The organism is Falsiroseomonas tokyonensis, assembly GCF_019024325.1.
In the GTDB taxonomy this organism is placed as follows: domain Bacteria; phylum Pseudomonadota; class Alphaproteobacteria; order Acetobacterales; family Acetobacteraceae; genus Falsiroseomonas; species Falsiroseomonas tokyonensis.
The window spans coordinates 1-22,407 of sequence record NZ_JAFNJS010000011.1 but is presented as its reverse complement, the minus strand read 5'-3'; the positions used below and the strand labels follow the sequence as shown (position 1 = coordinate 22,407).

Genomic DNA, 22,407 nt, shown 5'->3' with positions numbered 1-22,407 from the left:
CCGAAGGGAGGAAAAACGGATGAAAATGACCCGCCGCGCCGGGCTCGGCGCCATGGCCGGGCTGCTGGCCACCCCCGGCCTGCTGCGCGCCCAGACCCCCACCATCCGCATCGTCGTGCCCTTCGGCCCGGGTGGATCCACCGATGCCGTGGCGCGGCTGGTCTCGCCGGGGCTGCAGCAGCGGCTCGGCGCCAATGTGGTGGTGGAGAACCGCTCCGGCGCCGCGGGCTCGATTGGCGCGGATATCGTCGCCAAGGCGCGGCCGGATGGGCAGACCTGGCTGCTGACCTTCGACAGCCACGCCACCATCCCGGCCCTGCTGCGCAACCCGCCCTTCGACGTGCTGAAGGACCTGGACCCGGTGATGCTGATCGGCGGCTCGCCCTATGCGGTGGCGACGCGGCCGGACAAGCCCTATCGCAGCATCGCCGACGTGGTCGCGGCGGCCAAGGCGCGGCCTGGCGTCACCTATGGCTCCACCGGCAATGGCACGCTGGGGCATCTCTCGATGATTCGAGTGGGTGAGAAGGCCGGCGTGCAGCTGACGCATGTGCCCTATCGCAGCGGCGGCCTCGCCGTGAATGATGCGGTGGCCGGCCATGTGGAGATGATGATCGGCAGCGCCGCGCTGCTGCTGCCGCACATCACCGGCGGGTCCCTGCGCCCCATCCTGCAATTCGGCCCGCAGCGGCTGACCCGCCTGGCCGAGACCCAGACCGCGGCCGAGGCGGGCTTCCCGAATATGGAGGCGGAAGCCTGGTGGGCCGTCTTCGCCCCGCATGGCACGCCGGCCGACCAGGTGGCGCGCATGAACACGGCGCTGAAGGAAACGCTGTCCGAGGAACGGGCGCGCACGGTGATGACGGAGACGCAGCAGGCCCGGCTGGTGCTGTCCTCCCCGGCCGAGCTCGGCACCTTCTTCAAGGGCCAGGTGGAGACCTGGGGCGGGCTGGTCCGGGCGGCGAATATCCAGCCGGATTGAGGGGGGGCTCAGCCCTCCCGCACCAGCACCATCACCTGGTCGTCGCGATAGGCGGCCAGGCCCTGCTCCCGGAATCCGAGCTTGGCCGCGACGCGCAGCGACCCGGCATTGGCCGGGGCGATGATGCAGAAGCAGGGGCGGGCGAGCCAGGCGAGCGCGGCGCCGGCGGCCTCCGTCGCCACGCCGCGGCCATGGGCCTGGGGGGCGAGCACCCAGCCGATTTCGGGCAGGTCCATCGGCGGGTCGAGCGCCCGGTGGAAATCGGCGAAGCCGACATCGCCCAGATAGGCGCCGGTCGCGCGATCCTCCACCGCCCAATAGCCGAAGCCACAGAGCGGCCAGAGCCCGGCATAGCGCAGCATCCGGGCCCAGCTTTCCTCCGCCGTGGAGGGGCGGCCGATATGGCGGGTCACCTCCGGATTGGCCCAGATTGCGGCCAGCGCCGGGAAATCCGCCGCGACATGCGGCCGCAGCCGCAGGCGCGGCGTCTCCAGAACCGGGATCACACGCCGGCTTCCCGTAGCAGCGCGGCGAAGAGCGCCTCCCGCGCCTCGGTCCGGGCCGGGAAGAGGCGGGCGTTGTCCTCGGTCAGGGCCGCTTCGTCCACCGCGCCGGGCGGCGACAGGCTGGCCCAGTTCTGCATGATGTCGGGCGTCGCCTCCGGGTGGAATTGCACGGCGATGGCCTTGGGCAGCCGGAAGGCCTGCACGGTGCCGGCATCGCGGGCGATCACCTCGGCCTCTGGCGGCGGGGTGATGACATCGCCATGCCAGCGCGGCCAGGGGCCGGCGAAGGCGGGCTCCGCCGTCTCATCGATGCCGCGCCAGCCGCGGTAGAAGGTGCCGTCCGGATTGCGCATGACCTCGCCGCCGGCGGCCGCCGCCATCATCTGCGCGCCGAAGCAGATGCCGATGGTGGGTTTGCGGGCCGCCAGCCGCGCCGCGACCATGGGACGCTGGGCGGCGATCCAGGGGATTTCCGTTTGATAGACGGCGCGGGGGGAGCCGAACATCACCACCAGCTCCGCCGCCTGCATCTGCTCGTGCGTCACATCCTCGCCGCGCACCACCTCCAGCGCATGGCCCTGGGCGGCGAGCCACTCGCCGAAGGCGCCTTCCGGCGCGGTCTCGGAATTGCGGATGAGGAGGATCTTCATGCGAGGCCCATCGCCGTGTCGCGGCGCCTCAGCCAATGCACCAGCGGCAGCGCCGCCAGCACCATCCACAGCTTGCCCAGCACCTGGCCCGGCAGCAGGTCCAGGTTGCCGAAGGCGAGGAACAGGAAGAAGGCGCTGTCGATCACCAGCCCCACCAGGCTGCTCGCCAGCACCGCCCGCACCAGCCCGCGCCGCTGCAGCGGCGTATAGACGGCGAGGTCCGCCATTTCCGAGATCAGGAAGGCGACGGCGGAGGCCAGCACCAGCGAGGGCGGCGCCAGCAGCGCGGAAAGCGCCGTGCCGGCCAGGATGGCCCCAAAAGCCCAGCCGACGCCGAGCCGCCGCTGCACCAGGTCCCGCAGCACCAGCCCGAGGCCGATCATCAGCACGCCCGAGGGTGCCATGATGCCCGGCGCCACCGGGATCAGGCAGGGGCCATTCGGCACGCAGAATGTGCCGACATTGCCGATCAGCCAATTGGCGGCGGGAATGCACAAGGCGAAGCCGGCAAGAAACAAAAAGCCCTGCTGCCGAAGGGTCAGTTGCATCGGTATTTTCTCCAACCCGCCGCGCGCAATTCGCAGGCGGGACAGGTGCCGCAGCCGGCACCCCATTCATGCGGCGTGCGGTCGCCGAGGTAGCAGGAATGCGTCACGGTCCGGATGGCCTCCACCAGCGTCGGGCCGCCGAGTTGCTCGGCCAGTTCCCAGGTCGCCGCCTTGTCGCGCCACATCAGCGGCGTGTGCAGCACGAAGCGCCGCTCCATGCCCAGGTTGATGGCGACCTGCAGCGCCTTGATGGTGTCGTCGCGGCAATCGGGATAGCCGGAATAGTCGGTCTCGCAGACGCCCGTGACGATGTTCTTGATGCCGCGCCGGTAGGACAGCGCAGCGGCGAATGTCAGGAAGATCAGGTTGCGGCCGGGCACGAAGGTATTGGGCAGGCCGCCGGTTTCCATCTCGATGGCGACATCGCGGGTGAGGGAGGTGTCGCTGATGCCGCCCAGCGCGCGCAGGTCCAGCACATGGTCCTCGCCGAGTTTGGCCGCCCAGCCGGCGTCGCGGCACAGCGCATCGCGCATCGCCTGGCGGGTCTGCAGCTCGATCACATGGCGCTGGCCGTAGTCGAAGCCGAGCGTCTCGACATGGCCGAAGCGATCGAGTGCCCAGGCCAGGCAGGTGGCGCTGTCCTGCCCGCCGCTGAACAGCACCAGCGCGGAATCATCCCTCATGCAGCAAGCCTCTGTATTGCCCAGCGGGCGCAATCCGCCACGGTGTCATCCGCATCCTCGCACAGCTTTTGGGCCACAGGATGCAACGCCGCGTCGTCGGAGTTGCCGATGGCGACCAGCACATTGCGGACGAAGCGGTCGCGGCCGATGCGCTTGATCGGGCTGCCGCTGAATTTTTCCCGGAACGCCGCATCATCCAGCGCGGCCAGTTCCGCCAGCCGCGGCGCATTCAGCTCCGCGCGCGGCAGGAAGCCCGGCTCGGCGTGAACTCGGGAAAATTTGTTCCAGGGGCAGACGGCGAGGCAGTCGTCGCAGCCGTAGATGCGGTTGCCCATCAGCGGGCGCAGATCCTCCGGGATCGGCCCGCGATGCTCGATGGTGAGGTAGGAAATGCAGCGCCGCGCATCCAGCCGGTAGGGCGCCGGGAAGGCACTTGTGGGACAGATGTCCAGGCAGGCGCGGCAGGACCCGCAATGGTCCCACTCGGGAGAATCCGGCGCCAGGTCGAGCGTGGTGAAAATCTCGCCGAGGAACAGCCAGGAGCCGTGGCTGCGGGAAACCAGGTTGGTGTGCTTGCCCTGCCAGCCCAGCCCCGCCTGCTGCGCCAGCGGCTTCTCCATCACCGGCGCGGTATCCACAAAGACCTTCAGCGGCTGGTGCTTGAAGCGCTGGGCCATGAACTGGCCGAGCGCCTTCAGCCGCTTCTTGACGATGTCGTGGTAGTCCCGGTTGCGGGCATAGACGCTGATGGTGCCGCGGTCGCGCCAGGCGAGGCTTTCCATCGGGTCGCGTTCCGGCCCGTAGTTGAGGCCGAGCGAGATCACGCTGACCGCCTCCGGCCACAGCGCCTGGGGGTGGGATCGCTGCTCCGCGCGGGTTTCCATCCAGCCCATGTCGCCATGCAGACCCTCCGCCAGGAAGCGGCCGAGCCGCTCCCGCGCCTCGGGCGCCAGATGGGCGCGGGTGAAGCCGACCGCGTCGAAGCCGAGGCGCAGCGCCTCCGCCCGGATGTCGTCAGCCGCGGCCACGGTATCCGGGTACATCCTGCGCGGGGATCCAGACGCCGGGAGGGGCCTCGCCGCTTTGGAAAAAGACGTCGATCGGGATGCCGCCGCGCGGGTACCAGTAGCCACCGATCCGCAGCCATTCCGGCGCCAGCTCGTCGATCAGCCGCTTGGCGATTCCCACGGTGCAGGATTCATGGAAGGCGCCGTGGTTGCGGAAGGCCGTCAGGTACAGCTTCAGCGACTTGCTCTCCACCAGCCAGTCGCGAGGGACATAGTCGATCACCAGATGCGCGAAGTCCGGCTGGCCGGTCATGGGACAGAGCGAGGTGAATTCCGGCGCCGTGAAGCGCACGCAGTAGCGCGTGCCGGGATGCGGGTTGGGCACCCGCTCCAGCACCGCCGCATCCGGATCGTCGGGCGCGCCGGCCTGCCGCCCGAGCAGGGTCAGCCCGCTGGTATCGGTCGAGATGGAGGGTGTGGTCACCGCCTGGGTTCCGCTGGCCATGTCTGGCCGGCGCTATAGCAGCCGGGCGTCCCAGGTGCGAGGCGCGGGGGCTGCTAGGCCCGAACCAGCGCCTCCGCCGCCGCCACCACCTTGGCCGCATCCACCTTCAGCGCATCCTCCAGCGGCGGCGCGAAGGGCACCGGGACCCGCGGCTGGCCGAGGCGCGCCACCGCCTTCAGCGCCGCCGGCCCCAGCCGCTCGATCACCCGGGACACCACCTCCGCCCCGAAGCCGCCGGTGGTCACCGCCTCATGCACCACCAGCAGCCGGCCCGTGCGGGCGACGGAGGCGACCACCGCCTCCTCGTCCCAGGGCCAGAGGGTGCGCAGGTCCAGGAGATCGGCCGAGATCCCGCGTGCGGCCAGGGTGGCGGCCGCCTCCTCCACCTGCGGCACGATGGCGGACCAGGTGACGATGGTGAGATCATCGCCCATGCGCGACCGGCGCGCCTGGCCGAAGGGGATCGGCGCGATCACCTCCGGCACCTCCCCGGTCAGGGGAAACAGGTTCTTGGGGTCGAAGAACAGCACCGGATCGTCGCTGCGCAGCGCGCTGACCAGCAGGCCGGCGGTATCCGCGGGGGTGGAGGGCACCACCACCACCAGGCCGGGGATATGCGTGAACCAGCTCTCCAGCATCTGCGAATGCTGGGCGGCCGAATTGCGCCAGATGCCGTGCGGCATGCGGATCACCACCGCCGGGCGCGCCTGGCCGCCGAACATGTAGCGCACCTTGGCGACCTGGTTCACCAGCTCGTCCATCGCGCACATGACGAAGTCGAAGATCCGCATCTCGATGATCGGCCGCGTGCCGACCAGTGCGGCGCCGAGGCCCGCGCCCATGATCACGCTTTCGCTGATCGGGGTGGAGACGATTCGCCCCTCGCCGAATTCCTCCAGGAAGCCGCGATACTGGCCGAACAGGCCGCCTCGGGCGACATCCTCGCCCAGCACCCAGATGCTGGGGTCGCGGCGCATTTCCTGCTGCGCGGCGCGGCGGGCGGCTTCCACCAGGGTGATCTCGGCCATCTCAAGCGGCTCCCTGCACGGCGCCCGAATCCTGCACGTCTTCCCAGGCGACGGCCGGGTCCGGCCAGGGCGCGGTCAGCGCGGCCGCGCGGGCGGCCGACATTTCGGCCTGCGCATCGCCGAGAAGCGCGTCGAGCTCGGCGAGCGAGACACCCTCCTCCGCCAACCGCGCGCGCAGCCGGCCGATCGGCTCCGCCGCCCGCGCGGCTTCCACATCCGTCGGGTCGCGCCAGGCGGCGGGGTCGCTGCTGGTATGGCCGGTGATGCGATAGGTGGTGGCATGCAGCAGCTGCGGCCCGCCGCCGCCGCGAATTTCCGCCACCAGGCGAGAGGCCGCGGCATCCACCGCCGCCGCATTGTTCCCATCCACGCTGAGGCAGGGCACGCCGAGTGATTCGGCCCGCGCCGCGACGCCCGGCCCGGCGGTGACGCTGGCGGTCGCGGTGAAGGCGGCCACGCCATTGTCCTCACAGACAAAAAGCACCGGCAGGCGATACAGCGCCGCCCAGTTCAGCCCTTCCAGGAAGGGCCCGCGGTTGATCGCGCCATCGCCGAAGAAGCAGGCGACGATGGCGTCGGACCCCATCATCTTCAGCCCCTGCGCCGCGCCCACCGCGATGGGAATGCCGCCCGCCACCACGCCATTCGCGCCCAGCATGCCGACGCTGAAATCCGCGATATGCATGGACCCGCCCTTGCCGCGGCAATGCCCGCCGGCGCGGCCGAACAGCTCCTCCATCATGCCCGAGACACCCGCGCCCTTGGCCAAAGCATGGCCATGGCCGCGGTGGTTCGAGGTAATGCGGTCGTCGCGCCGCAGGTTCAGGCAGATGCCGGCGGCCACCGCTTCCTGGCCGATGGAGACATGCAGCGGCCCCGGGATCTCGCCGGCCTTGTGGGCGGCCAGCGCGGTCTCCTCGAAGGCGCGGATGCGGCACATGGTGGTATAGAGCGCGATCAGCCGCGCGCGATTGTCGCCGGTCCTCGTCATCCGCCTGTCCCCGTTTCCCCGCCCCCCTTTTCTGGTCCGCGCGGGCGGGGGGCTTGCGGAGCATGCGGCAGCGGGCGAAGGAATCAAGCCATGGGGGACAATCCCATGGGGAGCAATCCATGTCGGAGGCGATGTCGGGCGCGGGGCCCCTGGTGCGGGACAGCGTGACGCAGCTGGACGACGCGGCGCGGGGCCGGGTGGTCTGCTGCGGCAGCCATGGCGGGATCTATGCGGCCTGGTACGCGGCGCGGCGCGGCGTCGCCGGCCTGGTGCTGCATGATGCCGGCATCGGCCGCGAAAGGGCCGGCGTGGGCGGGCTGTTCTGGCTGGAATCCCGCTTCGTCCCCGCCGCCGCCGTGGCGCATGAGACGGCCCGCATCGGTGATGGCGCCGATATGCTGGCCCGTGGCCGGCTTTCCACCGTGAATGCCCCCGCCGCGGCGCTCGGCCTGGCCGATGGCATGCCGGTGGCGGAGGCGCTGGACCGCCTGCTGGCCGCCAGGCTGCCCCCCGCCGAGGCGCCGGGCCAGATGGAGGAGGCCCGGCGGGTGATCGCCGAGGACGGGCCGGTGCGGGTGATCGCGCTGGATTCGAACGGGCTGGTCGGGCCGGAGGATGCCGGGCAGGTGGTGGTCACCGGGTCCCATGGCGGGCTGCTCGGCGGCAAGCCGGGCAGTGCGGTGAAGGCCGATGTGCTGGCCGCCATCTACAACGATGCCGGCATCGGCGCCGATCGCGCCGGCCTGTCGCGCCTGCCGGCGCTGGCCGCGCGCGGCATCGCCGCCGCCACCGTCTCCGCCTTCTCGGCCCGCATCGGCGATGCGACCAGCAGCTGGGAGGATGGCTACATCTCCGCCCTGAATGCGCCCGCGGAGGCGCGCGGCGGCTGCATCGGCCTTTCGACCCGCGACTTCGTCGCCAAGATCCTGGAGAGTGTTTGACTATGTCAGCCAATGCCACACGCCGCATGAGCGGCGGCGCCGCGCTCGCCGAGATGCTGAAGCTGCATGAGCCGGGGCCGATGTTCGGCATGGGCGGGTTCCAGCTGCTGCCCTTCTACGAGGCTTGCCGCGTGCTCGGCGTGCAGCACTACCTGATCAACGACGAGCGTTGCGGCGCCTTTGCGGCGGACGCCTATGCAAGGGTGACCAACCGGCCGGGGCTGGTGGACGGCACGCTCGGGCCGGGCGCGACGAATCTCGCCACGGGGCTGGCCGAGGCCTTCAACGCCGGCATGCCGATGGTCGCCATCATCGGTGACGCCAATCGCCAGCACGCCTGGAAGAACATGACGCAGGAGGCGCGGCAATTCGACGTGCTGCGCCCCCTGGTGAAGGAGGCGATCCGCGTCGAGGTCATCTCCCGCATCCCCGAACACATCCGCCGCGCCTTCGCCGTCGCCACCAGCGGCCGGCCCGGCCCGGTGCTGATCGCGGTGCCGGAGGATGTGGCGCATGGCGAGCATGACTTCGACGCCGGCGACTTCTGGTTCGACCCGGGCACGCTGCGCGCCCAGGCCCGAAGGTCCCGCCCGGCGCGGGACGACCTGGCGCGCGCCGCGGCGCTGCTCGCCAAGGCGGAGCGCCCGCTGATCCTGGCCGGCGGCGGCGTGCATATCAGCGAGGCTCATGACGCCCTGCTGGCGCTGGCGGAGGCGCAGGGCATCCCCGTCGCGCATACCATGTCCGGCAAGGGCGCCATCGGCTGCAACCATGCCCTCTCGGCCGGCGTCTTCGGCCGCTATTCCCGCATCGCCAACGACCTGATCGGCATGAGCGACTGTTTGCTCGTCGTCGGCTGCAAGCTGGGCGAGATCGCGACCAAGCGCTTCTCGCTGATGCCCAGCGGCGTGCCGCTGATCCACCTGGATATCGTGGCTGAGGAAATCGGCCGCACCACGCGGCAGGACGTCGCGCTGGTGGGCGATGCGCGCTGTGGCCTCGAGGACCTTCTGGCCGAGCTCGGCCCGCGCAAGGGCGGTCGCGCGGACTGGTGCGCGGAGGTGCCGAAGCGGATGGCAGCCTGGCTGGAATCGGCCAAAGACCGGCTGGAATCGGTGGAATCGCCGATCAATGTCGGCCGCCTCATGGGCGAGCTGAACAGGATCCTGCCGGCCGATGCCGTGCTGGTCGCCGATGGCGGTTTTGCGGGCCATTGGGGCGGGCTGCTCTTCGACACCAAGCGGGCCGGGCGCGGCTTCGTGGCGGATCGCGGCTTTGCTTCCATCGGCTATGGCGTGCCGGGCGGCATCGGGGCGCAGATCGGGGTGGGGAAGGGGCGGCGCGTGGTTTCGCTGACCGGCGACGGCGGCTTCAACATGTCGATGGGCGACCTCGAGACGGCGCGCCGCGTCGGCGCCCCCATCGTCGCCTGCATCTTCAACAATGCGGCGTCGGGCTATGTGAAGGCGCTGCAGCACGCGGTCTTCGGCCCCGGCAGCTACCAGTCCAGCGACCTCGTCGAGATGAATTACGCGAACATCGCCAATGCCATGGGCTGCCAGGGCATCCGCGTGGAGGACCCTGAGAAGCTCTCGGCCGCCATCCAGGCCGGGCTGGAGAACACCGATACCCCGACGGTGCTCGACATCGTCGTGACGCGCGACCCCGCCAAGATGCTGCCGGCGGCGGACAACCGGACGCTGAAAGTGAACAAGGGCGACCGGCCCGTCTGACAGGATTCGCCAAGACGTCACGCGCCTATCGTAACAGTTTCGCGAGGTCTGCCGAATAGACTGGCAGACCTCGGAGGCCCCCATGCTGCGCAACCGCGTCCTGATCCTGTCACCCCGCTACATCCTGCTGACCCTGGTGGTGCTGGCGACGCTGTCCATCGTGCTGGGCCTGCTGCTGGCGCCAGGCGCCTGGCCCTGGCTGCTGCCGCTGCTGCTGCTGGCCGGTGGGCTTTCGGCGCTGGGCTTCCGGGACCTTTTCGACCCCACCCATGCCATCCTGCGCAGCTACCCCATCGCCGCGCATCTCCGCTTCCTGATGGAGGAGATCCGGCCGGAGATGCGCCAGTACTTCTTCGAGGATGAGAAGCACGGCACGCCCTTCTCCCGCGACAAGCGCGCCGTGGTCTACCAGCGCGCCAAGGGCCAGCTCGACAAACGGCCCTTCGGCACGCAGTACGATGTCTATGAGGACGGCTACGAATGGCTGCAGCATTCCATGGCGCCGCGCCCGGTTTCGCGCGCCGCGGCGCGGGTGACCATCGGCGGGCCGGATTGCGCGCAGCCCTACAGTGCCTCGCTGTTCAATATCTCCGCCATGAGCTTCGGCTCGCTTTCCGCCAATGCCATCCGCGCGCTGAACCGGGGCGCCAAGGCCGGCGGCTTCGCGCATGATACGGGGGAGGGCGGGCTCAGCCCCTATCACCTGGAGGCTGGCGGCGACCTGATCTGGGAAATCGGCTCCGGCTATTTTTCCGCGCGCGATGCCGAGGGGCGCTTCGACCCCGATCGCTTCGCGACGAATGCCGCATCGCCGCCGGTGCGGATGGTGGAGCTGAAGCTGAGCCAGGGCGCCAAGCCCGGCCATGGCGGCGTGCTGCCGGCGGCCAAGGTCAGCGCCGAGATCGCGGCCACGCGCGGCGTGGCGATGGGGGAGGACTGCCTCTCCCCCTCCGCCCACAGCGCCTTTTCCACGCCGGTGGAGCTGCTGCGCTTCGTCGCCGAGATGCGCCGCCTGTCGGGCGGCAAGCCCGCCGGCTTCAAGCTCTGCATCGGCCATCGCTGGGAGTTCCTGGCGATCTGCAAGGCGATGCTGGAGACCGGCATCACGCCCGACTTCATCGTGGTGGATGGCGCGGAAGGCGGCACCGGCGCCGCGCCGCTGGAATTCATGGACCATGTCGGCATGCCGATGCGCGAGGGGCTGAACTTTGTGCACAACGCCCTGATCGGCATCGGCCTGCGTGACCGCATCCGCATCGGCGCCAGCGGCAAGATCGCCAGCGCCTTCGACATCGCCCGCGCCATGGCCTTGGGCGCCGACTGGTGCAATGCGGCGCGCGGCTTCATGTTCGCCCTCGGCTGCATCCAGTCGCTGTCCTGCCACACCGATCGCTGCCCGACGGGCGTGGCGACACAGGACCCGACACGGTCGCGTGCCCTGGTGGTGTCGGACAAGGCGCAGCGCGTGGCGCAATTCCATGCGGCGACGCTGGAGGCGCTGGGCGAGCTGGTGGCGGCCGCGGGGCTGGACCACCCCGGCCAGCTGCGCCCGCACCACTTCTTCCGCCGCATCTCCGCCCGGCAGGTGCAGAGCCTGGCCGAGCTCTTTCCCGAACTGGCGCCGGGCGAGCTGCTGCGCGGCACCCAGGATGCCCGCTTCCGGGACGCCTGGGCGATGGCGGATGCCCAGAGCTTCGCGCCGCGCGTCCGGGTGCTGGAGGTCGCGGCCGATTGAGCCCTATCCTCCGGCAAGAGTCGGAGGGAGTGGGGCATGCGCGTGGCGACGGCGATGAATCTCGGGCGGCTGCTGACCCAGACCGCGCGCCGCATCCCCGATCGCCCGGCCCTGGTTTGGCGCGACCGCAGCTGGACCTTCGCCGAGCTGGATGCGCGGGTGGACCGGCTGGGCCAGGCGCTGCGCAGCCTGGGCGTGGCCAAGGGCGACCGGGTGCTGGTGCATTCGAAGAACACCAACGCGATGTTCGAAAGCCTTTTTGCGAGTTTCAAGATCGGCGCGGTCTGGGTGCCGACCAATTATCGGCTGACGCCGGCCGAGGTCGCCTATCTCGGGGCCTCCTCCCGCGCCAAGGTGATGCTGCGGGATGCCGGTTTCGGTGCCCATGCGGCGGCGGTGCGCGCCGAAAACCCGCATCTGCGGCAGGTCATCGCCGTGGGCGATGCCGGGCCAGGCGAACTGGACTACGAGGCGCTGCTCGCCGCCGCCACGCCGCCCGCCCCGGACCATGAGGCGGAGGTGGAGGCCGGCGATCCCTGCTGGTTCTTCTACACCTCCGGCACCACCGGCCGGCCCAAGGCGGCGGTGCTGACGCATGGGCAGATGGGCTTCGTGGTGACCAACCACCTGGCGGACCTGGTGCCGGGCACGACCGAGCGCGATGCCTCGCTGGTGGTGGCGCCGCTGTCGCATGGCGCCGGCATCCACCAGCTCGGCCAGGTGGCGCGCGGCGCCGCCACGGTGCTGCTGGGGGCCGAGAAGCTGGACCCGGCCGAGGCCTGGGCGCTGGTGGAGCGCCACCGCGTCTCCAACATGTTCACCGTTCCGACCATCCTGACCGCGCTGGTGCGCCACCCGGCCGTGGATGCGCACGACCACACCAGCCTGCGCCATGTGATTTATGCCGGCGCGCCGATGTACGACGCGGACCAGCAGGAGGCCTTGGCAAAGCTGGGCCCCTGCCTGGTGCAGTATTTCGGCCTCGGCGAGGTCACCGGCAACATCACCGTGCTGCGCCCGGACCAGCACACGCCCGAAAATGCCGGCAGCTGCGGCGTGGCGCGCACCGGCATGGATATCGCCATTTTCGACGAGCGCGGCGCCCGCCTGCCGCCCGGCGAGATCGGCGAGATCTGTGTGCGCGGCCCCGCCGTCTTCGCCGGCTATTTCGAGAATGTGGAGGCCAATGCGAAGGCCTTCGCCGGCGGCTGGTTCCATACCGGCGACCTCGGCATGCTCGATGCGCGGGGCTTCCTCTTCATCACCGGCCGGGCGTCGGACATGTACATCTCCGGCGGATCGAACGTGTATCCGCGGGAGGCGGAGGAGGCTCTGCTGACCCATCCCGCGGTGGCGGAGGCTGCGGTGGTCGGCATGCCGCATCCCAAATGGGGCGAGGCCGGCATCGCCTGCATCGTCTGCCATGAGGGGATGGAGGTGGAGGAGGCGGCGCTTCTGGCCCACCTCGCCCCGCGCCTGGCCCGCTACAAGCAGCCGCTGCGCATCGTGCAATGGGATGCGCTGCCGAAATCGGGCTACGGCAAGGTGCCGAAGGCGCTGATCCGCGCCAAGCTGGCGGAGGAGGGGATCGGGTTCTAGAGGTTAGCGCCGGCGCCCGGCCAGGTAGCTGGCGCCCTCCGGTCCCGCGATTTCCGCATGCGGCGCGTCCCGCGGTACGTCGAAGACCTCGCCGGGGCCGTAGCTGTGCCGGGCCTCGCCCTGGGCCAGCACCAGGCTGCCGGAGAGGATCAGCAGCCGGGCGTCGAAAGGGTGGCGGTGCTCCGGCGTCGCCTCGGAGGGCGCGAGGTCGCGTTCCACCGTCTCCAGGAACCCGTCCCGCGCCAACCCCGCCTCGAATGCCGCGCGCTCCATCCCCGTCTCCCCCGCTGGTCCAAACCGGTCTAGCCTTGCGCCCAGTATCGACCGGAGTGACCCATGACCGCCACCCTCTTCACCCATGCCCGCATCCTCGACGGCCGAGTCGATGGCGGGATTGAGGGCCATGTCCTGGTGGAGGACGGGCGGATCAAGGAGGTCTCGGACAAGCCGATCAGCGCCACCGCCGCCCGCACCGTGAACCTGGCCGGCCGCACGCTGATGCCGGGGCTGATCGACGCGCATGTGCATGTGATCTCGACCACGGTGAATTTCGGGCTGAACGCGCTGCTGCCGGATGCGGTGATCGCCTTCCGGTCCGCGCGCATCATGAACGCCATGCTGATGCGCGGCTTCACCACCATCCGTGACCTCGGCGGCGCGACGCAGGGGCTGCGCGTGGCCTGGGAGGAGGGCGGTTTCGAGGGGCCGCGCATGGTGCTCTGCGGCAAAGCCATTTCCTCGACGGGCGGGCATAGCGACGGCCGCGGCCGCTACGATTCGCGCGACATGGCCTATCTGGAACAGCGCCTCGGCTGCCTTGGCCGCATCGCCGATGGCGTGGACGCGGTGCGCCGCGCCTGCCGGGAGGAAATCAAGGCCGGCGCCGACTACATCAAGATCATGGCCAATGGCGGCGTGGCTTCCCCCACCGACCCCATCGCCTTCCTCGGCTATTCCATGGACGAGATGCGCGCGGCGGTGGAGGAGGCGCAGATGGCGCAGACCTATGTCGCCGCCCATCTCTACACCGACGAGGCGATCAGCCGCGCCGTCGACGCCGGCGTGCGCAGCCTGGAGCATTGCAACCTCATCGAGGAAGCCACCGCCCGCAAGGCCGCCAAGGCCGGCGCCATCGCCTGCCCGACGCTGGTGACCTATGAGGCGCTGAAGAACGAGGGCGCGAGCTACGGCCTCGGCCCGGAAAGCGTGGCGAAGATCGACACGGTGCGGCTGGCGGGCCTCGCGAGCCTGGAGAAGATGCAGCGCGCCGGCCTGACCATGGCCTATGGCAGCGATTTGTTGGCCGAGATGCACCGCCACCAGTCGGACGAATTCGTCATCCGCGGCCGCGTGCTGCCGGCGATGGAGGTGATCCGCTCCACCACGGTCCACGCCGCCAAGCTGCTGCGCATGGAAGGCCAGATCGGCATCGTGGAGCCCGGCGCCTTCGGCGACCTGGTGGTGGTGGAGGGCGATCCGCTGAAGGACCTTTCCCTCCTCACGGGCCAGGGGAAGCACCTGTCCGTGATCATGCAGGGCGGGCGCTTCATCAAGGACCAGCTTGCGGCGTGATCCCGGCCGAGGACCGCTACCCGCATGCGCCGCTGCCGCGCCGCGCCAGGCTGACATGGCCGGGAAGCGCGCGGCTGGCGGTCTGGGTCTGTCCGAATATCGAGCACTACGAATTCCTGCCCGCCCAGCAGGGCAGCCCGCGCGACCCCTGGCCGCGCACGCCGCATCCGGACGTGCTGTCCTATTCGCTCAAGGACTACGGCAATCGCGCCGGCGTCTGGCGGATGATGGAGTGCCTGGATGCGCATGGCATCCGCGGCAGCGTCTCCTTCTCCATGAGCGTGGGCGACATGTTCCCCGAGATCCTGGACGGGATGCTCAAGCGCGATTGGGACGTGTTCAGCCACGGCCTGTTCAACACGCGCTACCACTGGAACCTGCCCGAAGATGCGGAACGCGCCGAGATCGAGGCCAGCGTCGCCGCCTGGAAACGCCTGACGGGCAAGCAGCTTCGCGGCTGGTTCTCCCCGGCGGCGTCCAACACGCTGGTCACGCCGGACCTGGTGGCGGAAGCCGGCATCTCCTACCTCTGCGACTTCTATCACGACGACCAGCCGACGCCGATCCGCGTGCGCCGCGGCCGGCTCTGCTCCATCCCCTATACGATGGACCTGAATGACGCGGTGATGATCGGCGCCGGCGCGGCGGAGGGGGCCGACTTCCTGCGCGCCGGAATCGACATGTTCGAGACTTTGTATGCGGAAGGTGCGACCCAGCCGCGGGTCATGTGCATCGCGCTGCACCCCTACATCATGGGCCGCCCGCACCGCATCCGCTTCCTCGACGCGCTGCTCGGGCATATCCGGCGGCATGAGGGGGTGTGGTTCACGACCGGCGCCGAGATGGCCGACTGGTATCTGGAACATCACCACGACGCGGCGTTGGGCGCATGATCCGGCGCGGCATGGATCACGCGATCCACCCTTTCAGCGCGCAGCCCACGCGGCCGGATTTCCGCTGGCCCGGCGGCAAGCGCGTGGCGGTCTATCTGCTGATGCATCTCGAACACACCGAGATCCAGCCTCCCGGCGGCACGCATCGCGACCCGCGCTTTCGCGGCGCCTTCTTCAGCGGCAATCCGGACTGGACCACCTACACCCAGCGCGACTACGGCAACCGCATCGGCGCCTGGCGCATCCTGGCGCTGCTGGACGCGCTGCAACTGCCCGCCAGCGTCGCCGTGAACCTTCTGGCGGCCCAGCGCCATCCGGAGCTGGTCGCGGCCTATCGGGATCGGGGCTACGAGCCCGTGGCGCATGGCATCTCCGCCAGCCGCATGACCACCAGCCGCATGAGCGAAGTGGAGGAGGCGGCGCAAATCGGCTTCGTGCGGGATGAACTGACGAAACTATGGCCCGGCGCCACGGGCTGGCTCGGCCAGGACCACGGCGCCACCGCCGCCACCACGCGACTGGTGGCCGAGGCGGGCTTCGACTATGGCCTGGACTGGGCCAATGACGAGGAGCCCTACCTGCACGCCTCCGGCCTGCTGGCCCTGCCGCCGCCCGGCGAATGGGATGATGTGCAGACCCTGTGGCTGCGCCGGGTGCCGGTGACCCGCTGGCCGGAACTGGTGGCGGAGGCGATGGACCGGCTGCTGGCGGAACCGCGCGGCGGGCGGGTGCTGGGAATCGGCATCCACCCCTGGATGCTCGGCGCGCCGCATCGGGTGCGTTACCTGAGAGAGGTGCTGGCCGACCTTTCCCGCAGGACGGAGCTGCATATCGCGACCGCCGGCGCCCTGGCCGCGCAGGCCCGCGCCGCCCTCAAATAAACTGGCCCCGCAAAAACCCCAGCGCCGGCAGCGGGCTCCAGGCCTTCGGCAGATCCGCCCGCCGGATCGGTGCCACCGAGTAATGCGGCACCGGCTGCTTTGACCTTCGCAAGAAATCCTCATAGGCGGAGACCTGCTGCGCCCGCCAGGCCCGGTCCTCCAGCGCCGCCATCCGGTTGCGGTAGACATTGGCAACGCGGGACAGCCGCCCGGCGGTGGCGATCACCGCCCAGAGCGTGTCGTCGTCTCGGCCGCCCGAGGAAGGCGCGCCGACAGGGGCGAGGTGCTGCACGGCCATCAGAGTCGCAAACCCCGAGCGTCCCGGTCAAGCACGGCGTATGTCACCTCGCTGGGCCTTTTCGCCCGCGCGGCAGCATGGGATCAAAGCTTCCAGCAAGGAGACGCCTCGCATGATCGACCTCTACACCTGGAACACCCCGAACGGCCGCAAGATCTCCGTCGCGCTGGAGGAGATGGGGCTGCCCTATGCCGTCCACACGGTGAACATCTCCAAGAACGAGCAGTTCGAGCCCGCCTTCCTCAAGATTTCGCCCAACAATCGCATCCCCGCGATCATCGACCCGGATGGGCCGGGCGGGCAGCCGATCAGCGTCTTCGAATCCGGCGCCATCCTGCTGTATCTGGCGGAAAAGACCGGGAAATTCCTGCCAAAGGACACCCGCGGCAAGGTCGCGGTCACCGAATGGCTGATGTGGCAGATGGGCGGCTTCGGCCCCATGCCCGGCCAGGTGCACCACTTCCTGATGCAGCCGGAGGGCCCGGCCCGCGACTACGGTTTCAGCCGCTACCACGCCGAGACCAAGCGCCTGTATGGCGTTCTGGACCGCCGCCTGGCCGGCCGGGAATACGTCGCGACCGAAGGCGAGCCCAGCATCGCCGATTTCGCCATTCTGGGCTGGGCCTGGCGGCATGAGCGGCACCAGGTCCCCTTCGACGACCTGTCGAACGTGGCCGCCTGGTACGAGCGCATGATGGCCCGGCCGGCGGTGCAGCGCGGCATGGAGATCGCGCTCTCCTGATCCATGGCGGAACCGGGTTGGGGCCGCTTGCCCCCCCGGTCCCGCCCCGCTAAGAACGCCCGGCATACGTCGTGCAACTTCAACACCCTTGCGGAGGGGTGGCCGAGTGGCTGAAGGCGACGGTTTGCTAAACCGTTATAGGGGTAAAACCCTATCGAGGGTTCGAATCCCTTCCCCTCCTCCGTCTTCTGATAGAGTTCAATGAGATGGGCGCCCCCGGTGGGGGCGTCCCCTCTATCATCCCCTCAACAGCCCGCCGCTACCGCTGGCCTGAGCCCTGCGCTCGTCATCAGGTGCGGCTCGCCGGCCTGTGAAGGTGGCGTCGAGCCCTCTGCCGTCTTGTGGCGTGAACAGAAATAGAACATGCTTCGGGCATGGATGCCGCCAGCCCGCTTGATCCCGAAGTGCTCCGCCGGATGCGGGATGTGGTCACCAGCGCCATTGGCACCCGCAACCGGAGCCTGGCGGAGGCGGCTGCAGAGGCCCGTGGCCTGGGTCGGGGGATGCGGCCGGCGCTACCCGTCACGGTCATTGACGCGGCGGTGGTGGACCTTCTGCGCGAGGCCGGGGCGCAGATGCCGGAGGAGCCCACTGTCGAGCATGACGGTCAGGCCCTGCGGCCGGTGACGCCCGAGGAGGTCGCGGACAGCCTGGCCTTCGCGATGCGGTTCAATGGGCGCGGAAAGGCACGGCGCACGGGGCACGAATACACGGCGCAGCTCGCCGCGGACCAGCTGGTGCAGCAGATGCTTGCAAGCGGCTATGTGATCCTGCGGCGCCCGGTTTCGCCCTACCGCACCGGCAGCGGCTGACCGGCGGGTGGGTATCGCGCCGGCCTACACGGTGGCCTTCCTGGCGCGCGACGAGGCGGTGCGGCTGCCCTGCGCCTGTCGGGTGCGCACGCTGGCCCGGAAGGACCTGGTGGCGCTGGTGGGGCGCGGCGAGCGCCTGCATCTGCTCGGGCTGCGGCGCGAGCTTTGGTGCTCGCGCTGTGGGGAACCGCCGATGGAAGGATGGCTGGTGCCACAAAGCGGATAATTGAGGCGATATGAGAAGTGGGGCAGAGGGTGGGCAGGGTGAAGGACACCTGTGTCGGTGGGAACCGTGGAAGGTATTCGCTATTGTCACCGGCGCTGCGGCGGCACTGGCGGACGAGGTCGGCACCGGCGTGGGCTTCCTGCACGGCCGGGCGCCGATGTGACCGACGAGGAATTGACGGCAGCCTGGAGCTGCTGGGGGCAAGCTCGGCCGCCTGGGCGCGCGTGACGCGGCAGGATCAGCGGCTGGTGCGGGCCCGGGTGATGGGGTGCACGGCGATCCCAGAGGCGGTGGCAGCGCTGGCGCGCCAGGCGGAGCGGGCGGCGGACGTGTAGGCTTCCAGGATGGGAGGTGCGCATGGCTGATGAAGTGCCCAATCAGCAATTGATCTTCGCGAAGGAAGCTCTGCGTCAGGCGGAGATACGCCTTCAGTCGCAGGCCACCGCCTTGGCGGCGGTCGAGACGCGAGCCGGCGCCCTGATAGGATGGGCAATGGCCGGCGTGGCGGCGGCCATTGCGGCGCTGCTGACCCTGACAACCTCGATGGCGCTCGGCATTGGCGCTGCTGTGTTCCTCGCTGGCTTGGTTGCGAGCATCGTAGCCGCGCTGCAGGTACTGTTGCCTGGCAGCTGGGATGTGCCCGGGAACAAGCCGGCCGACCTGGAGCCTGGCGCCGCCATGGCCGAAGCCGTCCTGCTCAGATGGGTCACCGATGGCCTTGGTGCAGGCATCGACAGCAACAGCGACCGGTTGGCAACAGCCTCGCGCAGCCTTCGGTGGGCCTATAGCTACTTCGCCGTTACGCCTATCATCGCCGCAGTCGCTTTCGCGCTCGTCGCGCTCGCCAGCTAATCTTCTGCTTTCGGCTCTGGCGGGGGCGCCGGCCAACGACGTTCCGTTGGCCTTGGTGGCGGTGTCGGTTCCGTCATGGGGGCGGGCCAGTTCGTCTCCGGCTTGCGCTGCTCCGTTGGGCGCGGCGGCGGCGGGCGATCAGGGTCTTTGGCCATCTGAGGCTCCCGGTTTCGTCACGGAAGGCTATCGGAGCACGCAAAGCGAAGCGAGTGGTTTCCTCTCCGCAGCTACGCCACTCGGCGCGGGGCAAGGTCGCGACGCAGCAGCGAGGCCGCTCGGTAAGTGCCCGCGCCTTGGGCACTTCTCCTGCCACCATTCTTGAGATCGGCATCCCCCGCCAGCGCACCGCCGAGATGAAGAAGCCTGCCGAGCGCGGGAGCGGGTCCGCCAGCGCCGATGTTGCGGCCGTCGCTTTGAACGAGACACTGCTCGCGTCTTGGAGCGATCTTAACGGGCCGAATTTGCCCGACGAAGCGGCCATCGAAGGCGGCTGGCTGGAGAGCTTCGTCTCCGGAGCGGTCGAGGTCTACGAAAGCTTGTAGCCTCCGCCCCACACCTCCGCCGGGGACACTCGGCGGAGGCGACCGCGCCGGCCTCAAGGCGCTGGGCCGAGCCGCTGGTGGAGGATGCCGAGCATTCGCGTGCATTCGCGCGGCGGAATGCGGGCCTGCATGCCGATCATCATCGAGGTGAGGAACTCGGCGGCGATGGCGTCCCGCTGATCGGGTACGCGAAACTCCAGAGGGTTCACAGTCGCGCGCCAGAAACTGAACATCCGCTCCGGGTGAGCCCCGCATGCAATCAGTCGCCCGGCCGCCTCGCCGGCAAGCCGGGCGTCCGGCCGCCAGGCTTCGTCTGCCTGTGCCGCGTTCGCAGCCATTGCCAGGACGAGGACCGCCAACCGGGTGTGGGTGCCGGTATTCACCGTCGCGCGGACCGGGCCGAGACGATGTAGGTCCTCGCGCCGATAGCTGCGAATAGCCACGCCGATACCCCCACGGCCAGCCAAAGGACGAGGCCCAAAGCGTCCGAGGCTGGCTCGCGGGTCATCAACCAGGGCACGCCGAATATGCCGACGCCGATGCAGTAGGCTTCACGGATCGCTGCCCACATGGCGCCGCTTTCTCCAAGGTGCTGCGGCTAAGCATAACCCTTGGTCGTGCTGCGTGCGGCATGAAAAACCCCGGCGCGGTTTCCCGGCCGGGGCTGGTCGTAGTGCTGGTGATGCCGGTCAGGCCGCGGCATGCCCGAAGAGGCGCATCATGTCGTTGAGCACATCGGTCGCCCAGGGCTCGCTCTCACCAGCCTTGGCTCGCACATGGGCGATGCGCGCCTTCGCCATGACGCCGGCCAGGCCCGCGGGCTGGATGCCGTCGATCTTGGCTTCGAGCTCCTGCACCCGGTGCCACAGCGGGTCATCCACGGCTTCCAGCTTGCCGCTATCCGCATTGTAGGCATCGACGGCCGCCTGATAGGTGGCACACAGGCGCACCAGCTCGGCATCGGGGTTCACGCGCGCATGCGAAGGCGCCGCGCCGGTGATGACCACCGGCTCCAGGCGTGCCAGATCGGCGGCCAGGCTGCGGGCTAGCGGTGCATCGGCGTAGCTGATCACCGTGCCGCCCTCGCCCCCTTCGGCCAGGCTGCGGCAGAGGCGGGTCGCCTTGAGCGCGATCCCGCGCAGCCCCTCGGCCTGCAGCTCGGCCATGTCGGCAATCGCCTGTTCCAGCCGCTCGGCGGCGGCGGCCTGTGCCGCGTCGTCGTCGGCGGCGACGGCGCTGGAATACTCGGCCTCGGCTTCCCGGGTGCGGGCGAGCGCCGCCAGGATCGCCGCATCCTCGCCCGGGGCGCCATCTGCGCGCCAGCGGTTCGCCAGCGCCAGCAGCGAGGCATCGGCATCCGGGACTGGCGCCGGCGCGGGATGGGCAGCAGCCCCCCGTGCAACCACCAGCGCCAGCCCGGCCGCGGCGGTGGTGGTCAGAAATCTTCTCCTGGCAGGTGGCGCCAGTGTAGCCTCGGCATCAGCCATGGGCGTGGGTCCTTCGCGTTCATGGTTAGGCCGGGGCGCGCGGCACCACCCGCACGCCTCGGCCGTTGCCGTCATCGCGCTGATACGATAACGTGGTGCCAACATAGGTGCCGGCGCCTCGCGCTGTCAACGGGGTGCTCGCATGATAACAGGAACACAATTACGGATGGCTCGGGCGGCGCTGAAGATGGGCGTTCGCGATGTCGCCGCGGCGGCGAAAGTTTCGCCCGCCACCGTCACCCGAATTGAGGCGGATCAACCTGCCAACGCCTCCACCCTCGCCGCCATCCGCACCGCGTTGGAGGCTGCCGGGGTGGAGTTCATTGCGGAGAATGGAGGCGGTGCTGGCGTCCGGCTGCGGAAGCGGCAGCAATGAACCGCGCGACACTTGCCGCCATGCTGCTGGCGACATCTTCCGCCACGGCGCAGACGGTCGGGCCAGCTCCGTATGGCAATCCTCGTGCGGTAGCTCAGGAAGTCATCCACAGGAACTTCGCTCGGGGCATTTGCCCGACCGTGGTCGAAGCTCGCCGCCTTCCAGACCGCACGATCCACGCGACTTGCTCCAACCAAGAAGCTTTCCGCGTGTTCCACGTCCGCGAATTAGGCGAAGCGGTCGCTTTGCGATGCTCGGCCGTCCGGGATCATCGCGGCATCCAATGCCGCTGATCTGCGCCGAAGCAGCGGGCTATCGGGAAGGCGGCCCGGTGGTGTCGCTGCGGAAGCCAAGCGCGGCCTGATCTAAGCCTTCGCCTTCCTGGCCTTCATCGGCTGCAGGTTCAGCCCGGCCAGGGTGGTGTCGGTCATCTCGCCGGCCGCGTGCAGCAGCTGCGCGGCCTGCTCCCAATCCCGGGCGCCGGCCACGATGGCGCGGCGGCGCGCCTCGTCCTGCCGCCATTGCCTCGCCAGTGCATCGCGGTCAGCCTGGATCGGGTCGCTCATGCGGCCATCTGCGTGAGGATACAGGGCCGGCGCGCCGGCGCAGCGGGCCAGATCGGGCGCGGCGCGATGGGGAAGCGTTCCAGCACGGTGAGGCGCCGCCAGGGCGGGGCATCGGGCGGCGCGCTGCGGTCCCAAGGCTCGCCAGGCCGGCGGTAGGCAAGCCGGTAATGCTCGCCGCAGTAGGACCGCCCTGCCGTGGCAGGCTCGCCGCAGAACCGCAGCGCGGCGACGGGCGGGCGGGGGCCATCCGGC

28 protein-coding genes and 1 tRNA gene are annotated in these 22,407 nt (G+C 69.8%); 15 read left to right on the top strand and 14 right to left on the bottom strand.

Annotation, left to right across the window (positions count from 1 at the left end):
- Window positions 1-19: 19 nt before the first annotated feature.
- Entirely contained in the window at window positions 20-982 is a 963-nt protein-coding gene (locus J3S20_RS25825) for a Bug family tripartite tricarboxylate transporter substrate binding protein (RefSeq protein ID WP_216839809.1), read from the top strand.
- A gap of 8 nt (window positions 983-990) precedes the next feature.
- On the opposite strand, the gene J3S20_RS25820 is transcribed toward J3S20_RS25825, so the two are convergent.
- From J3S20_RS25820 to J3S20_RS25785, 8 genes are read right to left on the bottom strand one after another with little or no spacing between them, the layout of a single operon-like run.
- Window positions 991-1,488: a GNAT family N-acetyltransferase gene (locus J3S20_RS25820; protein ID WP_216839808.1), complete on the bottom strand. Its 498-nt coding sequence runs from the start codon at window positions 1,486-1,488 to the stop codon at window positions 991-993.
- Window positions 1,485-2,138, bottom strand: a complete 654-nt coding sequence (locus tag J3S20_RS25815) for a type 1 glutamine amidotransferase (protein ID WP_216839807.1) — start codon at window positions 2,136-2,138, stop codon at window positions 1,485-1,487. The genes J3S20_RS25820 and J3S20_RS25815 overlap by 4 nt, the downstream gene beginning before the upstream one ends.
- A complete protein-coding gene (locus tag J3S20_RS25810) occupies window positions 2,135-2,686 on the bottom strand; it encodes a VUT family protein (protein ID WP_216839806.1) in 552 nt (183 codons plus the stop codon). Before J3S20_RS25810 ends, J3S20_RS25815 begins: the two co-directional genes overlap by 4 nt.
- The gene (gene queC, locus J3S20_RS25805; protein ID WP_216839805.1) at window positions 2,677-3,369 is read right to left on the bottom strand and encodes a 7-cyano-7-deazaguanine synthase QueC; all 693 of its coding nucleotides are present in this window, start codon (window positions 3,367-3,369) and stop codon (window positions 2,677-2,679) included. Before queC ends, J3S20_RS25810 begins: the two co-directional genes overlap by 10 nt.
- The gene (gene queG / locus J3S20_RS25800; RefSeq protein ID WP_216839804.1) at window positions 3,366-4,412 is read right to left on the bottom strand and encodes a tRNA epoxyqueuosine(34) reductase QueG; all 1,047 of its coding nucleotides are present in this window, start codon (window positions 4,410-4,412) and stop codon (window positions 3,366-3,368) included. The genes queC and queG overlap by 4 nt, the downstream gene beginning before the upstream one ends.
- On the bottom strand, window positions 4,384-4,881 hold the full coding sequence (gene queF, locus J3S20_RS25795; protein WP_216839803.1) for a preQ(1) synthase: 498 nt from the start codon (window positions 4,879-4,881) through the stop codon (window positions 4,384-4,386). The genes queG and queF overlap by 29 nt, the downstream gene beginning before the upstream one ends.
- A 53-nt stretch (window positions 4,882-4,934) precedes the next feature.
- Entirely contained in the window at window positions 4,935-5,909 is a 975-nt protein-coding gene (locus J3S20_RS25790) for an alpha-ketoacid dehydrogenase subunit beta (protein WP_216839802.1), read from the bottom strand.
- Between the two features lies 1 nt (window position 5,910).
- Complete coding sequence (locus tag J3S20_RS25785) at window positions 5,911-6,900, bottom strand: thiamine pyrophosphate-dependent dehydrogenase E1 component subunit alpha (protein ID WP_216839801.1); 990 nt, start codon at window positions 6,898-6,900, stop codon at window positions 5,911-5,913.
- 119 nt (window positions 6,901-7,019) lie between these two features.
- Here J3S20_RS25785 and J3S20_RS25780 point away from each other — a divergent pair, with 119 nt between their 5' ends.
- The 4 genes from J3S20_RS25780 to J3S20_RS25765 all read left to right on the top strand — a co-directional run bounded on the left by J3S20_RS25780 (window position 7,020) and on the right by J3S20_RS25765 (window position 12,908).
- Window positions 7,020-7,841: a hypothetical protein gene (locus J3S20_RS25780; protein WP_246603284.1), complete on the top strand. Its 822-nt coding sequence runs from the start codon at window positions 7,020-7,022 to the stop codon at window positions 7,839-7,841.
- Window positions 7,842-7,867: 26 nt separating this feature from the next.
- Window positions 7,868-9,574, top strand: a complete 1,707-nt coding sequence (locus J3S20_RS25775) for a thiamine pyrophosphate-binding protein (RefSeq protein ID WP_246603283.1) — start codon at window positions 7,868-7,870, stop codon at window positions 9,572-9,574.
- A gap of 82 nt (window positions 9,575-9,656) precedes the next feature.
- The gene (locus J3S20_RS25770; RefSeq protein WP_216839799.1) at window positions 9,657-11,309 is read left to right on the top strand and encodes an FMN-binding glutamate synthase family protein; all 1,653 of its coding nucleotides are present in this window, start codon (window positions 9,657-9,659) and stop codon (window positions 11,307-11,309) included.
- Between the two features lie 36 nt (window positions 11,310-11,345).
- Window positions 11,346-12,908: an acyl-CoA synthetase gene (locus J3S20_RS25765; RefSeq protein ID WP_216839798.1), complete on the top strand. Its 1,563-nt coding sequence runs from the start codon at window positions 11,346-11,348 to the stop codon at window positions 12,906-12,908.
- 3 nt (window positions 12,909-12,911) lie between these two features.
- On the opposite strand, the gene J3S20_RS25760 is transcribed toward J3S20_RS25765, so the two are convergent.
- Complete coding sequence (locus J3S20_RS25760) at window positions 12,912-13,181, bottom strand: cupin domain-containing protein (RefSeq protein ID WP_216839797.1); 270 nt, start codon at window positions 13,179-13,181, stop codon at window positions 12,912-12,914.
- 63 nt (window positions 13,182-13,244) lie between these two features.
- Between J3S20_RS25760 and J3S20_RS25755 the strand changes: the two genes are divergently transcribed.
- Genes J3S20_RS25755 through J3S20_RS25745 form a run of 3 tightly spaced genes read left to right on the top strand, consistent with a single transcriptional unit; the run spans window position 13,245 to window position 16,254 of the window.
- Complete coding sequence (locus tag J3S20_RS25755) at window positions 13,245-14,480, top strand: metal-dependent hydrolase family protein (RefSeq protein ID WP_216839796.1); 1,236 nt, start codon at window positions 13,245-13,247, stop codon at window positions 14,478-14,480.
- Window positions 14,477-15,373, top strand: a complete 897-nt coding sequence (locus tag J3S20_RS25750; protein ID WP_216839795.1) for a polysaccharide deacetylase family protein — start codon at window positions 14,477-14,479, stop codon at window positions 15,371-15,373. The genes J3S20_RS25755 and J3S20_RS25750 overlap by 4 nt, the downstream gene beginning before the upstream one ends.
- An 11-nt stretch (window positions 15,374-15,384) precedes the next feature.
- Window positions 15,385-16,254 (top strand): polysaccharide deacetylase family protein, encoded by an 870-nt coding sequence (locus J3S20_RS25745; protein ID WP_216839794.1) that lies wholly within the window; start codon window positions 15,385-15,387, stop codon window positions 16,252-16,254.
- Here J3S20_RS25745 and J3S20_RS25740 read toward each other — a convergent pair.
- Window positions 16,247-16,552 carry a hypothetical protein gene (locus J3S20_RS25740; protein WP_216839793.1) on the bottom strand — a complete coding sequence of 102 codons (306 nt, stop codon included), beginning with the start codon at window positions 16,550-16,552 and terminating at the stop codon, window positions 16,247-16,249. The genes J3S20_RS25745 and J3S20_RS25740 overlap by 8 nt on opposite strands.
- A gap of 112 nt (window positions 16,553-16,664) precedes the next feature.
- Here J3S20_RS25740 and J3S20_RS25735 point away from each other — a divergent pair, with 112 nt between their 5' ends.
- The 6 genes from J3S20_RS25735 (at window position 16,665) to J3S20_RS25710 (ending at window position 19,726) form a co-directional block, all read left to right on the top strand.
- A complete protein-coding gene (locus tag J3S20_RS25735) occupies window positions 16,665-17,294 on the top strand; it encodes a glutathione S-transferase family protein (protein WP_216839792.1) in 630 nt (209 codons plus the stop codon).
- A 92-nt stretch (window positions 17,295-17,386) separates the two neighbouring features.
- Window positions 17,387-17,475 (top strand) — tRNA-Ser (locus J3S20_RS25730).
- Window positions 17,476-17,668: 193 nt separating this feature from the next.
- The gene (locus J3S20_RS25725) at window positions 17,669-18,106 is read left to right on the top strand and encodes a hypothetical protein (RefSeq protein WP_216839791.1); all 438 of its coding nucleotides are present in this window, start codon (window positions 17,669-17,671) and stop codon (window positions 18,104-18,106) included.
- 7 nt (window positions 18,107-18,113) lie between these two features.
- Window positions 18,114-18,332, top strand: a complete 219-nt coding sequence (locus J3S20_RS25720) for a hypothetical protein (RefSeq protein WP_216839790.1) — start codon at window positions 18,114-18,116, stop codon at window positions 18,330-18,332.
- 357 nt (window positions 18,333-18,689) lie between these two features.
- Complete coding sequence (locus J3S20_RS25715; protein ID WP_216839789.1) at window positions 18,690-19,184, top strand: hypothetical protein; 495 nt, start codon at window positions 18,690-18,692, stop codon at window positions 19,182-19,184.
- Between the two features lie 353 nt (window positions 19,185-19,537).
- Window positions 19,538-19,726 (top strand): hypothetical protein, encoded by a 189-nt coding sequence (locus J3S20_RS25710; RefSeq protein ID WP_216839788.1) that lies wholly within the window; start codon window positions 19,538-19,540, stop codon window positions 19,724-19,726.
- Window positions 19,727-19,779: 53 nt separating this feature from the next.
- On the opposite strand, the gene J3S20_RS25705 is transcribed toward J3S20_RS25710, so the two are convergent.
- Together J3S20_RS25705 and J3S20_RS25700 are read right to left on the bottom strand one after the other, a co-directional pair.
- Entirely contained in the window at window positions 19,780-20,169 is a 390-nt protein-coding gene (locus tag J3S20_RS25705) for a hypothetical protein (protein WP_216839787.1), read from the bottom strand.
- Between the two features lie 246 nt (window positions 20,170-20,415).
- Window positions 20,416-21,213: a hypothetical protein gene (locus J3S20_RS25700; protein WP_216839786.1), complete on the bottom strand. Its 798-nt coding sequence runs from the start codon at window positions 21,211-21,213 to the stop codon at window positions 20,416-20,418.
- 142 nt (window positions 21,214-21,355) lie between these two features.
- Between J3S20_RS25700 and J3S20_RS25695 the strand changes: the two genes are divergently transcribed.
- Complete coding sequence (locus tag J3S20_RS25695; RefSeq protein ID WP_281419623.1) at window positions 21,356-21,589, top strand: helix-turn-helix domain-containing protein; 234 nt, start codon at window positions 21,356-21,358, stop codon at window positions 21,587-21,589.
- Window positions 21,590-21,954: 365 nt separating this feature from the next.
- Here the strand turns inward: J3S20_RS25695 and J3S20_RS25690 are convergent, their stop codons facing one another.
- Both J3S20_RS25690 and J3S20_RS25685 read right to left on the bottom strand, forming a co-directional pair.
- Window positions 21,955-22,155: a hypothetical protein gene (locus tag J3S20_RS25690; protein WP_216839784.1), complete on the bottom strand. Its 201-nt coding sequence runs from the start codon at window positions 22,153-22,155 to the stop codon at window positions 21,955-21,957.
- Window positions 22,152-22,407 (bottom strand): GcrA family cell cycle regulator (locus J3S20_RS25685; protein WP_216839783.1); only part of this gene is annotated, 256 nt, incomplete at its 5' end. The genes J3S20_RS25685 and J3S20_RS25690, both read right to left, overlap by 4 nt.

Coding starts and splice junctions, on each gene's coding strand:
- J3S20_RS25825 (WP_216839809.1), top strand. CDS start 20: ATGAAAATGACCCGCCGCGCCGGGCTCGGCGCCATGGCCGGGCTGCTG.
- J3S20_RS25815 (WP_216839807.1), bottom strand. CDS start 2,138: ATGAAGATCCTCCTCATCCGCAATTCCGAGACCGCGCCGGAAGGCGCC.
- J3S20_RS25810 (WP_216839806.1), bottom strand. CDS start 2,686: ATGCAACTGACCCTTCGGCAGCAGGGCTTTTTGTTTCTTGCCGGCTTC.
- queC (WP_216839805.1), bottom strand. CDS start 3,369: ATGAGGGATGATTCCGCGCTGGTGCTGTTCAGCGGCGGGCAGGACAGC.
- queG (WP_216839804.1), bottom strand. CDS start 4,412: ATGTACCCGGATACCGTGGCCGCGGCTGACGACATCCGGGCGGAGGCG.
- queF (WP_216839803.1), bottom strand. CDS start 4,881: ATGGCCAGCGGAACCCAGGCGGTGACCACACCCTCCATCTCGACCGAT.
- J3S20_RS25790 (WP_216839802.1), bottom strand. CDS start 5,909: ATGGCCGAGATCACCCTGGTGGAAGCCGCCCGCCGCGCCGCGCAGCAG.
- J3S20_RS25785 (WP_216839801.1), bottom strand. CDS start 6,900: ATGACGAGGACCGGCGACAATCGCGCGCGGCTGATCGCGCTCTATACC.
- J3S20_RS25780 (WP_246603284.1), top strand. CDS start 7,020: ATGTCGGAGGCGATGTCGGGCGCGGGGCCCCTGGTGCGGGACAGCGTG.
- J3S20_RS25775 (WP_246603283.1), top strand. CDS start 7,868: ATGAGCGGCGGCGCCGCGCTCGCCGAGATGCTGAAGCTGCATGAGCCG.
- J3S20_RS25770 (WP_216839799.1), top strand. CDS start 9,657: ATGCTGCGCAACCGCGTCCTGATCCTGTCACCCCGCTACATCCTGCTG.
- J3S20_RS25765 (WP_216839798.1), top strand. CDS start 11,346: ATGCGCGTGGCGACGGCGATGAATCTCGGGCGGCTGCTGACCCAGACC.
- J3S20_RS25760 (WP_216839797.1), bottom strand. CDS start 13,181: ATGGAGCGCGCGGCATTCGAGGCGGGGTTGGCGCGGGACGGGTTCCTG.
- J3S20_RS25755 (WP_216839796.1), top strand. CDS start 13,245: ATGACCGCCACCCTCTTCACCCATGCCCGCATCCTCGACGGCCGAGTC.
- J3S20_RS25745 (WP_216839794.1), top strand. CDS start 15,385: ATGGATCACGCGATCCACCCTTTCAGCGCGCAGCCCACGCGGCCGGAT.
- J3S20_RS25740 (WP_216839793.1), bottom strand. CDS start 16,552: ATGGCCGTGCAGCACCTCGCCCCTGTCGGCGCGCCTTCCTCGGGCGGC.
- J3S20_RS25735 (WP_216839792.1), top strand. CDS start 16,665: ATGATCGACCTCTACACCTGGAACACCCCGAACGGCCGCAAGATCTCC.
- J3S20_RS25725 (WP_216839791.1), top strand. CDS start 17,669: ATGGATGCCGCCAGCCCGCTTGATCCCGAAGTGCTCCGCCGGATGCGG.
- J3S20_RS25715 (WP_216839789.1), top strand. CDS start 18,690: ATGGCTGATGAAGTGCCCAATCAGCAATTGATCTTCGCGAAGGAAGCT.
- J3S20_RS25710 (WP_216839788.1), top strand. CDS start 19,538: ATGAAGAAGCCTGCCGAGCGCGGGAGCGGGTCCGCCAGCGCCGATGTT.
- J3S20_RS25700 (WP_216839786.1), bottom strand. CDS start 21,213: ATGGCTGATGCCGAGGCTACACTGGCGCCACCTGCCAGGAGAAGATTT.
- J3S20_RS25695 (WP_281419623.1), top strand. CDS start 21,356: ATGATAACAGGAACACAATTACGGATGGCTCGGGCGGCGCTGAAGATG.
- J3S20_RS25690 (WP_216839784.1), bottom strand. CDS start 22,155: ATGAGCGACCCGATCCAGGCTGACCGCGATGCACTGGCGAGGCAATGG.